Genomic DNA, 12,021 nt, shown 5'->3' with positions numbered 1-12,021 from the left:
CTGCAGGCCATCGGCTTCGCGCCGAACGTCTCGAACTACGGCCTGGAGAACACCGGTGTCGCCCTGACCGAGCGCGGCGCGATCGACGTCGACGGGCGCTGCCGCACCTCCGTGCCGCACATCTACGCCATCGGTGACGTCACGGCGAAGCTGATGCTCGCGCACACCGCCGAGGCCATGGGCGTCATCGCCGCCGAGACCATCGCGGACGCCGAGACGATGGAGCTCGACTACCCGATGATCCCGCGGGCGACCTACTGCCAGCCGCAGATCGCGAGCTTCGGCTACACGGAGGCGCAGGCGCGGGAGAAGGGCTACGACGTCAAGGTCGCCAAGTTCCCGTTCATGGCGAACGGCAAGGCGCACGGCCTGGGCGACTCGACCGGCTTCGTGAAGATCGTCGCCGACGCGAAGTACGGCGAGATCATCGGCGCCCACCTGATCGGCCCCGACGTCACCGAGCTGCTGCCCGAGCTGACCCTGGCCCAGCAGTGGGACCTCACGGTCCACGAGGTCGCCCGGAACGTCCACGCGCACCCGACCCTGGGCGAGGCCGTGAAGGAAGCGATCCACGGTATCGCCGGACACATGATCAACCTCTGAGACGACACCCTGCGCGGATGCGCGGCACGTCACCACACCATCGGACGAGGCGGCACGTCTCGTTGCTCACGAAGGGGATGCCATGAAGGTTCTGCTCACCGGTGCCACCGGCTACATCGGCTCCGCCGTCACCGACCACCTCGCCGCCGCCGGCCACCAGGTCGTCGCGCTCACCCGCAGCGCCGAGCCGCAGCCCGGCCGGGGCTGGCATGCCCAGCTGGTCGGCGACACCGCGGACCCGGCCTCGCTGGCCGGTGCGGTGACACCCGAGATCGAGGCGGTGATCCACCTGGCACCGCCGAGCGGCGACGCCGACGTCGTCACCGCCGAGCGGCGACGCCGACGTCGACACCGCCGTCATCGAGGCACTCGCCACTCCGCTACGCGGTACCGGCCGCCCCTTCGTCTACACCAGTGGTGTCTGGGTTCTCGGCGCCACGGGCGAGGCCCAGGAGGTGGGCGAGGACACCCCGGCCGACCCGATCGGCATCGTCGGCTACCGCCCCCGGATCGAGCGGCGGGTGCTGGCCGAGGCCGCCGAGGGCGTGCGTGCGGTCGTCGTCCGGCCCGGCATCGTGTACGGCCGCGGCGGCGGCATCCCCGCCATCCTGGTCGACCGGGCCCGCCGGCAGGGGGTGCCCGAGTACTACGGAGAGGAGGGCGTCCGCTGGCCGACCGTCCACGTGGACGACCTGGCCGAGCTGTTCGTGGCCGCCGTCGAGCGGGCGGGGGCCGGGACCGTCTGGCACGGTGTCGGCGAGTCGGCCGTCCCGGTCCGTGACCTCGCCCGGGCCGCCGGCCGCGCGGTCGGCGTGCTCGCCGCCCCGCACGCGGTGCCGGTGGAGCAGGCGGCCGAGGTCTTCGGCCCGCTCTTCGCGGACGCGCTCGCCCTCGACCAGAGCGTCAGTGGCGCCGCAGCCCGTACCGCCCTCGGCTGGCGACCGAGCCGACCGGACGCGGTCGCCGAGCTGGTGTCGGGCTCGTACCGGCCGGTCGAGGAGGACGGCTCCTGGCGCGTCGGCGCCGCCCAGAACACGGTCGCGGTCGACTGACGGCCCGCACGGCTCACGGCCCGTTGATCCGTGCCTCGTGTGCGGTGCCGGTCAGTTCTGGCCGAGGTCGCCGGGGGTGGGGGCGAGGGCCCAGTCGAGGGCGAGGTCGGCGACGGCTTCCCAGCCGGGCTCGCCGCAGGTGTAGTGGCTGCGGCCGTCGAAGAGCCTGTACGCGGTGACCGCCTTCGAGCGCTTGGCGTTCTTCTCGTAGTTCTCGTGCTGCACGGCGGGCGGAAGGATGTGGTCGTTGCCGCCCGAGATGAACAGCAGGGGCGCGCGGTCGTCGTTGGCGAAGTCGACGGTCGTCGTCGCGTGCGGGGTGAAGTTCGCGAATCCGCCCTGGAAGAGGATGCGGCCGGAGACGGGGACGGAGTAGCGGTCGTAGACGGCCTTCGACTCCTCCTCGGTGAGGTTGTTCGTGAAGGCGTAGTGGAAGTCCTTCTCGGTGATCGGCACCGCCCGGCTCTTGTTGGCCGGGTTGTGCAGGACCGGGAAGGTGGCCTTGATCTCGCTGAACGGCAGCGCCTTCACGCCCTTCACGGCCGCGCCGTCGATGGACACGCCGGCCGAGCCGTAACCGGCGTCGAGGAGAAGCTGGACGAACGCTCCGCCGAACGAGTGACCCATGATGATCGGCTTCGTGTCGAGCGCGCCGATGACCTGCTTGAGGTGGTCGAAGACCTCGGTCACGCCGAGGCCCGCCAGCGGGGACGGATCCGTGCGGAGTGCCGCGACGCCCTCGGTGCCCGGCTCGATGCCCGGGTAGCCGGGGGTGAGCACCTTGAGCCCGCGCTGTTCGTAGCGGGTGACCCAGTGCTCCCACGACAGCGGTGTCATCCAGAGGCCGTGGATGAGGACGACGGTGTTCGTGGCGGCCGCTTCGCGTTCCATGATGCTCACCCTGTTCCTCCGTATCGGCCCTCCGCCGATGCGGAAACGCTATTCGGCGGACGAATGGAGCGGAATGATCGACTCGCTTTCCTTCTTTGCCCAAACGCTCGGACGGGCCTTTCGGCCGAAGTGGGCGCTATCCGTTCCGGGCGGCCCGCCAAGCCCGTGGGGCCCTGCCGTACTCGCGGGCGAACGCCCTGGAGAACGCCGCCTCCGATGCGTACCCCAGGGCCTTGCCGACCGCTCCCACCGGCTCGGTGGTGGTCGCGAGCCGCTCGGCCGCGCGGGCCAGGCACAGCCGCGCCAGGTAGCGGGCGGGCGGGTCCCCGGCCAGTCGCGTGAAGCGCGCCGCGAACGCGGCCCGGGACAGCGAGGCGAGGCCGGCCGGCTCCTCCACGGTCCAGGGCTGCTCGGGGTGGCGGTGGATGGCCCACAGGGCGGGCCCGAGCGACCGGTCGAGCGCCGCGGTCAGCCACCCCGGGCTGCCGCCGGCCCCGTCGGCGTCGGACCAGGCCCGCAGCGCCTTGATGAACAGCAGGTCCAGGAGCCTGGACGCCATCGCCCGCGATCCGGCGGTCGGGTCGGCGATCTCGGCCGCGAGCAGCCCGGCGCTGAGCGGCAGCCACTCCAGGCCGGGGTCGGAGCCGCGCAGCGCGATGACCCGGGGCAGCGACGCGAGCAGCGGCGAGGCGGCGTGCTCCTCGACGAGGAAGCGGCCGCTCATCCAGGAGGCGTCCCCCTCGACCGCCCTCAGCCGGTGCCCGGCGCCGGTCGCCGGCAACGCCATGTCCCCCGGTCCGAGCCGCATCCGCGTCCCCGCGTCGACGACCGGATCACTCATGCTCGTGTGGCCTCGCCTGTCGTGTGGTGCTCCCGCCCCTGTCTATCAGGGAATCGCCCAGGGCGCCGTCTAGGGTGTGAGTGCAGGGCGGTAAGTGCCTTGTCAGGCCCGCGCGTTCCTGCGATCCCGGTCGTGTCCGCCCGGGGTGTCGCTTCGTCGTAGGGGGAGGTGCGTCGCGGGTGCGGGGTGTCGTGTTGCCTGTGGTGCTGCGTTCGTGGCTCGGGGGGATCGCCGGGTTCGGTGCGCTGGTTCTGTCAGCGCTCGGGGTTCTCTTCGCCGGGGACAGTGCGGCCAGTGTGGTGGACCTGCGGGTGTGGGCCGTGGTCAACGGGGCGGCGCCGCCGTGGCTGGACGTCGCTCAGGCCATGGACTTCCTGGGAGAGCCCGTCGGCGCGCCCCTGCTCGTCGGGGTCACCGTGCTGGGTTGCCTGCTCGTGCGGCGTCCGCGTGCCGCGGCGTTCGTCGTGCTCGGGGTCGGGGTGGCCGTGGGGGCGGCCAAGGTCCTCAAGTCCCTTGTGGGGCGCACCATTCACGGTGACAATCTGTCGTTCCCGAGTGGGCACACCGCCTTCTTCACCTCGTTCGCCCTGGTGGTGGCGTTGCTCGCCGCCGGGGGGCTCCGGGTCGGCAGGACGGTGGGGGTGTCACTCGTGCTCGTCTCGCCGCTCGCCGCCGCCGCCGTCATGGGCTGGGCGCAGATCGTGCTCGGTGCGCACTACCCGACCGACGTCATCGGCGGCTGGTGCACCGCCATGGCGGTGGTACCGGCGGTCGCCTGGGGCGTCGATCGGGTGGCTGACGCTCGGCGGTGACATCAAGCCGGGCGGTGCGGTGACATCAAGCCGGGCGGTGCGGTGACATCAAGCCGGGCGGTGCGGTGACATCAAGCCGGGCGGTGCGGTGACATCAAGCCCGGCAGTGCGGTGACATCAAGCCCGGCAGTGCGGTGACATCAAGCCCGGCAATGCGGTGACATCAAGCCCGGCTGCGGAACACCGGCTTCACCGGTCTGCCCGCCAGCCAGGGCGTGGGATCCCCGGCGTCCAGGGCCTTTCGGTACACCGCGCACGCCTCGGACACCACCTCGACCGTGCGGTCGATGTCCTCCTCGGTCAGTGCGCTGCTCACCACGAACGACGGGGCCAGTACCCCGCCCGCGAGGAGCCGGCGCAGGAACAGCGTGCGGTACTCCTGCGACGGCCGCCCGTTCGCGTCGAGGGTGGCGAAGACCAGGTTGCTCGCCCTGCCCCGTACGACGACGTGGTCGGCCACGCCCATCGCCGTCGCCGCTTCGCGGACTCCGGCCGCCAGGCGCTCGCCCAGGGCGTGCAGCCGGGCCGTGATGCCCTCCTCCGTGTACGTGGCCTGGACCGCCATGGCCGCCGCCAGGGAGTGCGTCTCCGCGCCGTGCGTGGTGGACAGGAGGAACACGCGGTCGTCGGCGGAGCGCAGGCCGCCCCTCTCCATGAGCTCGCGCCGGCCCGCCAGAGCCGAGACCGCGAAGCCGTTGCCCAGCGCCTTGCCGAACGTGGAGAGGTCGGGGACCACGCCGTACAGGCCCTGCCCGCCCGCCTCGGACCAGCGGAAGCCGGTGATCATCTCGTCGAAGACCAGGACGCAGCCGTGCCGGTCCGCCAGTTCCCTGAGGCCCGCCAGGTAGCCCTGCGGCGGCTCCGTCTGGGTGGCCGGTTCCAGGATCAGGCAGGCGATCTCGCCCGCGTACCGAGTGAGCAGGTCTTCCGTGGCCTTCAGGTCTCCGTACGGGAACGTCACCGTCAGGTCCGTGGCCGGGATTCCCGCCGACATCGGTGTCGTGCCGATGAACCAGTCGTCCACCGAGAAGAACGGGTGGTCCGCGCAGAGCGCCACCCGCGCGCGTCCCGTGACCGCGCGGGCCAGGCGCACCGCCGCGGTCGTGGCGTCCGAGCCGTTCTTCGCGAACTTCACCATCTCCGCGGTCGGCACGGTGGCCAGGAAGCGTTCCGCCGCCTCGACCTCCAGGATCGACGGGCGGACGAAGTTGCTGCCGCGGTCGAGCTCCCGCCGCACCGCCTCGACCACGCGCGGATGGGCGTGGCCGAGGCTGACCGACCGCAGGCCGGAGCCGTACTCGATGTAGCGGTTGCCGTCGACGTCCCACACATGGGCGCCCCGGCCGTGGCTGATGACCGGGGCCAGGTGCTCGGGGTACTGGTCGTCGCCCTTGGCGTAGGTGTGCGCGCCTCCGGGGATCAGGGTGTGCAGGCGCTCGTTCGCCTCCCGCGACCTGGGGAGTTCGAACTCTTCGGTGTTCACGCCGACCTCACTTCTCTTGGTGCTTCAGGACCTCGGCGAGGCTCGGTGCCTCCCGGTCCCGCTGGGACATCGACGTGACCGGCAGCGGCCAGGGGATGGCGAGTTCCGGGTCGTCGAAGGCGATCGTCACGTCCTCGGCGGGGTCGTGCGGGCGGTCGATCCGGTACGAGGTGTCGGCGGTCTCCGTCAGTGCCTGGAAGCCGTGCGCGCACCCCGCCGGGATGTACAGGGTCGTCTGCGTCTCGTCGGAGAGGCGGAAGGTGGCGACGTTGCGGTACGTGGGGGAGTCCGGCCGCAGGTCCACGACGACGTCGAAGATCCGTCCGTACGAGCAGCGCACCAGCTTCGCCTCGCCCTCGCCCGAGCGCAGGTGCAGGCCGCGCAGCACACCGCGGACCGAGCGGGACAGGCTGTCCTGGACGAAGGCGTACGGGTCGAGGCCCACCGAGCGGACCACGTCCGCGTCGAAGGTGCGGCTGAAGAAGCCGCGCTCGTCGGCGTACGGCGTCGGCTCGAACAGGTACGCCCCGGCGATCTCGGGGACTGCGGTCGCTTTCATGAGGCCTTCCGGTGTGCGGGGAACAGGGTCGTCGTCAAGGTGGTGAAGTGGTGGGCCAGTTGGCGCCCCGCCGCCCGGTTCCGTTCGGCGAGGGTCCGCCGCAGCTCCGCCGATCGCTTCTCCAGGTCCCGGAACTGTTCGAGCAGCCGGTCCGCGTCCAGCTCGCGCGCCGGGTGGCAGTACTCGCCGAGCCCCATCCCGGCCATGAGCGCGTCGCTCTTCGCCGCGTACGTGACCGCGAGCACCGGAGTCTCCGTCTTCAGCGCGCAGATCAGGTTGTGGTAGCGGATCGCCACCACGCTGTCCGCGGCCGCCATCTCCTTCATCAGGTCGGCCAGTGACGTCGTCTCGGCAGCCGTGACCAGCGGCGAGTCCACCGCGTCGAGGATCGCGGCGACCACCGGCTCGTCGACCTCGTCCCCCGTGAGCAGTCGCACCGGCCTGCCGTCCCCGACCAGCGCGCGGACGAAGCGGATCGTCCCGTCGAGGTAGCGCCGGTGGATCTCCTCGGCCCGGGCCCGGTCGTCGTTGCCCCCGTGGAAGGCCATGACACCGACGCAGACCAGACCCGGGGCCGCACTCGGCTCCGGCGTCGGCAAGGAGAACGCCAGGTCCGGGTGGACCGCGTCGCGCGCCGTGTCCACGCCCATCGCCCGCATCGCGTCGCGGGACTGCGCGTCGCGGTACGAGCGGTACGCGGCCAGCCGTGCCGACCAGCGCACCAGGGCCCGGGTCGGCCGGTTGCGGATCGGCGCGGCGCCGACACCGACCAGCGCGACCGGGGTGCCGACGAGCCGGCCGGAGGCGCACAGCAGGAACAGCGCGTACGGGAAGCCCCACGGCCGCAGGGGCAGTGTGGCCTCCAGGACGCCCATGCCCGGGACGATCACCACGTCGTGCCTGCGCACCCAGGCGGCGGTGCGGAAGACGTCGACGAGCTTGCCCAGGCCCTTGCCCGCGACCGCGCCCGCACGCGAGGCGGTCCGGTACTCCCCGCGGTACCAGTGCAGTCGCGTCGCGGGGATCCCGAAGCGCGCCGTCACCGCCTCGGGCCCGCCGCACAGGGCGTCGACGACCGCCTCCGGGTGCTGCTCGCGGAGGTGTCCGAGGACGGCCTCCAGCGATCCGTCGTTGCCGAGGTTCCCGGAGCCGAGCAGGCCGAAGACCCCGACGCGTACGGGCGTCACGGCCGCCGCCCTTCACGCCCCGCCACCAGCTCGTCGACCGAGACGGCGAGCAGTGCCGGGTCGACCGGCGCGCGGTCCTCGACCCGCTCGCCCGCGCCGCCCGGCCGGGCCCGGCTGGTCGCCCACTCGGCCAGGTGGCGGTAGCAGGCGCGCCGGTCGGCGGCGGACAGCGGAGCCCGCTGGATCGCCGAGACGAAGCCCCAGACGTACTCGGCGAGCAGCCGCGGCGTCGGGTGCAGCCGGCCCGCCCGGCGCGGGTCCAGGTTGACGCACCGGGAGCGCTTGGAGGGGTTGGCCCGCTCGGCGCGGGTGGGGTGGTCGCGGCGGAAGTACAGCAGCTCCGGCACCTGGTGGAACGGCCCGTGCAGGCCGATCTCGGAGACGAACGTGCGGTCCGCGTGGTGGTAGCTGTCGAGCGGCTTCACCCGGCGCAGCACATCGGCCCGGATCACGCCGTAGAAGTCGTCGCCGCCCGGCTCGAACAGCATGCTGCGGAAACGCACCGGCGCCTTCGGGGAGCCGGTGGCGAGCTTGTACTCGTACGGGACCTTCACCTGGCCGTCCTCGTCGACGACCGCCTGGTCGGCATGGGCGAGGATCACGTCAGGGCGCTCGTCGAGCGCCTCCACGCAGCGCTTGAGCAGGTCCCGGGCGTACAGGTCGTCGTGCGAGGCCCACTTGAACAGTTCGGTGCGGCACTCGGCGAACACCCGGTTGTGGTTCGGGGTGGCGCCGACGTTCCGGGGCAGCCGGATGTACCGGATGCGCGCGTCCTTCTCCGCGTACGCGCGGCAGATGTCCTGGGTCCCGTCGGTCGAGGCGTTGTCGGAGATGACCAGCTCGAAGTCCCCGTAGGTCTGGCCGAGGAGGGCGTCGAGCGATTCGGCGAGGTACTCCTCGCCGTTGTACACGGGCAGGCCGATGCTCAGCCTGGGTCGGGCGGTCATGAGGTCCTCACTTCGGGTACGGGGTTCTGGTGGCGCTCGCGCGGAGCGGCGGTCATGAGGTCCTCACCTCGGGGATCGGGTGTACGTGGTGCTCGCGCCGGCCGGCGCGCAGCTGCAGCCACCACACGGCCGAGCCGCTGAGGGTCGCGGCGGCGACGCCCCAGGCCGAGCCGACCGTGCCGGCCAGGGCCGCGCCGCCGAGCCCGCCGCCGGCGTAGCAGACGGAGGCGAACAGCTGGGCGCGCAGGCTGCGCCGGGCCGCGCCGAGCGCGCGCAGTCCGGCCGCCGCGCCGGTGCCGAGGCCGGCGCCCGCGACGCTGAGCGTGGCCGGCACGATGAGCTCCGCGGCGGAGTGCCAGACGTCGCCGAGGACGAGCTCGCCGAGCCCGTCCGGTACGAGGAGCAGCGCCGCGCCCCAGAGCAGCGCGGCGACGGCCTGCCCGCCGCCGAGCAGCAGACAGAACCGGCCGAGCCGGTGCGGGGCCCGCCGCAGCACCCGGGCCGCCTCGGCGACGGTGACCAGGGACAGGCCCATGAGCAGGGCGAGGAACGGGCCTTGCAGGAGCTCCGCGCCCCGGACCGCACCCACGGCGCCGACGCCGGCGATCGCGCCGAGTCCGTACGCCCGCAGCTGGCCCGCGCCGCTGAGGCTGCTGTTCTCGACGAGGTACCGGTAGCCGAGGTCGCGCTGCTCGCGCAGCCACCCGCGGGCCTGCGCGAGGCGGGGCCGGATGCCGGACTGGAGGGAGCCGTAGCCCGCGGCGACCGCCGCTGACCCGCCCCAGGCGAGCACGAACGCGGCGACGCTGCCCACGCGCGCCGCCACGACCAGGGCGGGGACGAGCGCGACGCCCCACACGAGGTCGTTGAGGAACGCCTTCTTCCCGGCGCCCGCCGCGAAGAACGCGAACCGCCAGGCGTCCTGCAGCAGCAGCCCCGGCAGGACGACGCCCAGGCAGGCGAACGCCGGGCCCACACTGCCGCCGAGCGCGAGCCCGACGAGCAGGCACACCGCGCCGACGGCGGTACCGAGGCCGAGCGCGGCGCCCGACGACCGGGCCACCGCCGCGCGCCAGGACGCCTCGGGCACGGCGCTGAACCGCACCACCAGCGGGTCGGTGGCAAGACCGCGGGAGGCGCCGAGCACCACGCCGTACGTCACCCAGGCCAGGCTGAACACGCCGAACGCGGTCGCTCCGAGCGAGCGCGCCACATAGATACCCACCGCGAAGTTGCTCATGCTGGAGGCCGCCTGGTCGGCGAGGCCCCAGGACAGGCGGCCGACGACGGCCCGCCGGGCGGACCCGGCGGGTGCCGTCGTCTTCTCCTCCTCGGTGGTCACCGGCGTCATGCCCCGATCAGCCCGGCGCCCCGCAGGGCGTCGGCCGCGGCGGCGACGGTGTCGAACGGCAGCCCGGACCGCTCGGCGACGTCGAGCAGACCGTGCTCGCCGTCGGAGAGGCTCAGCACCCACAGCATCGCCATCTGGGCCTGCCTGGTGTCGCTGCGCCCGCCGAGCGCGTCGTACAGACCGCGCCGGCCGAGCTGCGGCTCGCCGTACGGACTGAGGTTGACGTACCGCCGGTTGCGGTCGAGGAGCGCGAACGCCTCGCGGCAGACGGCGAGCGTGTCCGCCATCGCCTCCGGGGAGACGAAGTCCAGGTCGTCCGCCGACGTGTGGTACTCCGGATAGCCCGCGTACGGGGTCCGGGTGAGCGAGCCCACGCCGAGGTCGAACCCGGGGGAGCAGAACTGCCGCTCGTCGTAGCCGTACGGAGTGAACTCGTTGATCCGGTGCGGGCGTTCGGAGGCCTCCAGGACGTGCCGCATCACCCGGTCGATCTCCGCGTCCCCGCGCCTGCTCCGCTTGTACGTCAGCGAACCCGGGTCGCCCGCGCACGCCAGGACGAGGCCGTGCCTGACCCGGTCCACCCGCTCCCTGTTGCGGGCCAGCCAGGTGATCGCCCCGATGGTGCCGGGCGCGAACAGGAAGCGGTACGTGTAGTACGGCGTCCGCTCCGCCAGCTCCCTCGCCAGGAACGTCGCCACCGCGATGCCGGCCAGGTTGTCGTTGGCCAGCGACGGGTGGCAGACGTGACAGGAGACGATCACCTCGTCCTCGACCTGCCCGGGGACCACGTGCTCGGCGTAGGTGAGGTGGCCGTCGGCGAGCGTGGAGTCCACGCACACCTCGTAGTCGCCCTCCGGCAGCGCGTCCAGGGTCTCCTGGGCCAGGCAGAAGCCCCACTCCGGCTTGTAGTAGCTGGTGCGGTACGGCACCCAGGACGGGTGCTCGGGCAGGGTGTGCAGGTGGGCGCGCAGCTCGGACAGCGGCATGGTCGCTTTCACCGGGACGCTGTAGCCGAGGACGTGCAGGCTGGACGCGGCGAAGTCGACGACCCGCCTGCCGGTGGCGTCGGCGACGTACGCGTCCCGGATGTTCCACTCCTGCGGCACCGTCCAGTCGAGGACCTGCGTCCCGGTCGGCACCTCGTGCACCTGGAGCGGGATGTACTCGCCGACGATGTCCAGGGTGGCGCGCACGCCGTCGCCGGTGATGCTCCGGCAGAGCGGGTACATCCGCTCCACCAGTTCGAACATCTCCTTGGCGTTCGCGGTCATCGGCGCCACCGCAGGGTGTCGTCGACCGTGCCGTTCTCGGACGCCGCGCGCAGCACGGCGAGGCGGGTGAAACGCTGCTCGAAGGACTCCCTGGTCAGCCCGTGCTTCCGGTAGGCGTCGGCGAGTTCGAGCGCGCCCCGCATCACCGTCCACTCGCAGTCGAAGCCGGGGATCGCCTCGCGGAACCGGGAGAAGTCCACCCGGTAGGACCGGGGGTCGGCGCCGTTCTCCCCGGTGATCCGGACCTTGGCGCCCTCCACCGCCTCCGCGACCTGCCCGGCGATCTCGGCGACCGTGACGTTGTTGACCTCGCTGCCGATGTTGAACGCCCGGTCGTGCACCGCCTCCCGGGGCGCGTCGAGCGCGGCCGTGAAGGCCCGGGCGATGTCGACGGCGTGCACAAGCGGGCGCCAGGGGGTGCCGTCGGAGAGCACGAGGACCTCGCCGGACAGCAGCGCGTGGCCCACCAGGTTGTTGAGGACGATGTCGGCGCGCAGCCGCGGCGAGTAGCCGAAGGCGGTGGCGTTGCGCATGTACACCGGGCTGAAGTCGCCGTCGGCCAGCTCGTGCAGGTCGTCCTCCACCCGCACCTTGGACTCCGCGTACGGCGTCACCGGGCGCAGCGGCGCGTCCTCGGCCACCAGGTCGTCGCCGCCCGCGGCGCCGTACACCGAGCACGTCGACGCGTACAGGAAGCGCCGCACGCCGGCCTCGCGGGCCAGCCGGGCGAGGCGTACGGACGCGTGGTGGTTGATGTCGTAGGTGAGCTCCGGCGCCAGCGAGCCCAGCGGGTCGTTGGACAGCGCGGCCAGGTGGATCACGGCGTCCACCCCGGCCACGTGCTCGGCGGTGACATCGCGCAGGTCCACGCGGGGCCCCCGCGGGTCCGCGGGCTGCGGGCCGAGGACGCAGTCGGCGAACAGACCGGCGTCGAGGCCGACGACTTCGTGTCCGGCGGCCGTGAGGACCGGGGCCATCACGGTGCCCAGGTAGCCCTGGTGTCCGGTCAGCAGTACGCGCAAGG

12 protein-coding genes and 1 pseudogene are annotated in these 12,021 nt (G+C 72.8%); 4 read left to right on the top strand and 9 right to left on the bottom strand.

Going from position 1 to position 12,021, the window contains the following annotated elements; genetic code table 11:
• The 3 genes and pseudogenes from ACZ7HT_RS20715 to ACZ7HT_RS20705 all read left to right on the top strand — a co-directional run.
• Positions 1–603, top strand: a 603-nt coding sequence (locus ACZ7HT_RS20715; RefSeq protein WP_471167692.1) for an FAD-dependent oxidoreductase, incomplete at its 5' end; no start/stop codon positions are given.
• An 82-nt stretch (positions 604–685) separates the two neighbouring features.
• Positions 686–856 (top strand): annotated as a pseudogene (locus ACZ7HT_RS20710) (NAD-dependent epimerase/dehydratase family protein); the annotation flags it as partial.
• A 202-nt stretch (positions 857–1,058) separates the two neighbouring features.
• The gene (locus tag ACZ7HT_RS20705; RefSeq protein WP_471167689.1) at positions 1,059–1,655 is read left to right on the top strand and encodes an NAD-dependent epimerase/dehydratase family protein; all 597 of its coding nucleotides are present in this window, start codon (positions 1,059–1,061) and stop codon (positions 1,653–1,655) included.
• 51 nt (positions 1,656–1,706) lie between these two features.
• Here the strand turns inward: ACZ7HT_RS20705 and ACZ7HT_RS20700 are convergent, their stop codons facing one another.
• Positions 1,707–2,546 carry an alpha/beta hydrolase gene (locus ACZ7HT_RS20700; RefSeq protein ID WP_471167686.1) on the bottom strand — a complete coding sequence of 280 codons (840 nt, stop codon included), beginning with the start codon at positions 2,544–2,546 and terminating at the stop codon, positions 1,707–1,709.
• Between the two features lie 136 nt (positions 2,547–2,682).
• Complete coding sequence (locus ACZ7HT_RS20695) at positions 2,683–3,387, bottom strand: cupin domain-containing protein (protein ID WP_471167684.1); 705 nt, start codon at positions 3,385–3,387, stop codon at positions 2,683–2,685.
• A 179-nt stretch (positions 3,388–3,566) separates the two neighbouring features.
• Between ACZ7HT_RS20695 and ACZ7HT_RS20690 the strand changes: the two genes are divergently transcribed.
• On the top strand, positions 3,567–4,199 hold the full coding sequence (locus ACZ7HT_RS20690) for a phosphatase PAP2 family protein (RefSeq protein ID WP_471167682.1): 633 nt from the start codon (positions 3,567–3,569) through the stop codon (positions 4,197–4,199).
• 163 nt (positions 4,200–4,362) lie between these two features.
• Here ACZ7HT_RS20690 and ACZ7HT_RS20685 read toward each other — a convergent pair whose 3' ends face one another.
• The 7 genes from ACZ7HT_RS20685 to ACZ7HT_RS20655 are packed head-to-tail and all read right to left on the bottom strand — an operon-like array spanning position 4,363 to position 12,019.
• Entirely contained in the window at positions 4,363–5,682 is a 1,320-nt protein-coding gene (locus tag ACZ7HT_RS20685) for a glutamate-1-semialdehyde 2,1-aminomutase (protein ID WP_471167679.1), read from the bottom strand.
• A 7-nt stretch (positions 5,683–5,689) separates the two neighbouring features.
• A complete protein-coding gene (gene rfbC / locus ACZ7HT_RS20680) occupies positions 5,690–6,241 on the bottom strand; it encodes a dTDP-4-dehydrorhamnose 3,5-epimerase (protein WP_471167676.1) in 552 nt (183 codons plus the stop codon).
• On the bottom strand, positions 6,238–7,428 hold the full coding sequence (locus ACZ7HT_RS20675; RefSeq protein WP_471167674.1) for a polysaccharide pyruvyl transferase family protein: 1,191 nt from the start codon (positions 7,426–7,428) through the stop codon (positions 6,238–6,240). Before ACZ7HT_RS20675 ends, rfbC begins: the two co-directional genes overlap by 4 nt.
• Positions 7,425–8,375 carry a glycosyltransferase family 2 protein gene (locus ACZ7HT_RS20670; RefSeq protein ID WP_471167670.1) on the bottom strand — a complete coding sequence of 317 codons (951 nt, stop codon included), beginning with the start codon at positions 8,373–8,375 and terminating at the stop codon, positions 7,425–7,427. Before ACZ7HT_RS20670 ends, ACZ7HT_RS20675 begins: the two co-directional genes overlap by 4 nt.
• Before the next feature lie 52 nt (positions 8,376–8,427).
• Positions 8,428–9,726, bottom strand: coding sequence for a hypothetical protein (locus ACZ7HT_RS20665; protein WP_471167668.1), 1,299 nt, complete (start codon positions 9,724–9,726; stop codon positions 8,428–8,430).
• On the bottom strand, positions 9,723–11,006 hold the full coding sequence (locus ACZ7HT_RS20660; protein ID WP_471167666.1) for a DUF4910 domain-containing protein: 1,284 nt from the start codon (positions 11,004–11,006) through the stop codon (positions 9,723–9,725). The genes ACZ7HT_RS20665 and ACZ7HT_RS20660 overlap by 4 nt, the downstream gene beginning before the upstream one ends.
• Positions 10,994–12,019 carry an NAD-dependent epimerase/dehydratase family protein gene (locus ACZ7HT_RS20655; protein ID WP_471167664.1) on the bottom strand — a complete coding sequence of 342 codons (1,026 nt, stop codon included), beginning with the start codon at positions 12,017–12,019 and terminating at the stop codon, positions 10,994–10,996. Before ACZ7HT_RS20655 ends, ACZ7HT_RS20660 begins: the two co-directional genes overlap by 13 nt.
• Between the last annotated feature and the right edge of the window lie 2 nt (positions 12,020–12,021).

The sequence above is a fragment of the Streptomyces sp. NPDC037410 genome (genome assembly GCF_055602235.1).
The sequence above is the reverse complement of the archived record's forward strand: the minus strand, read 5'-3'. Positions and strand labels throughout refer to the sequence as shown.

Bases quoted from the DNA above. Each gene is read 5' to 3' on its own strand.
- ACZ7HT_RS20700 (WP_471167686.1), bottom strand. From the start codon at position 2,546: ATGGAACGCGAAGCGGCCGCCACGAACACCGTCGTCCTCATCCACGGC.
- ACZ7HT_RS20695 (WP_471167684.1), bottom strand. From the start codon at position 3,387: ATGAGTGATCCGGTCGTCGACGCGGGGACGCGGATGCGGCTCGGACCG.
- rfbC (WP_471167676.1), bottom strand. From the start codon at position 6,241: ATGAAAGCGACCGCAGTCCCCGAGATCGCCGGGGCGTACCTGTTCGAG.
- ACZ7HT_RS20670 (WP_471167670.1), bottom strand. From the start codon at position 8,375: ATGACCGCCCGACCCAGGCTGAGCATCGGCCTGCCCGTGTACAACGGC.
- ACZ7HT_RS20665 (WP_471167668.1), bottom strand. From the start codon at position 9,726: ATGACGCCGGTGACCACCGAGGAGGAGAAGACGACGGCACCCGCCGGG.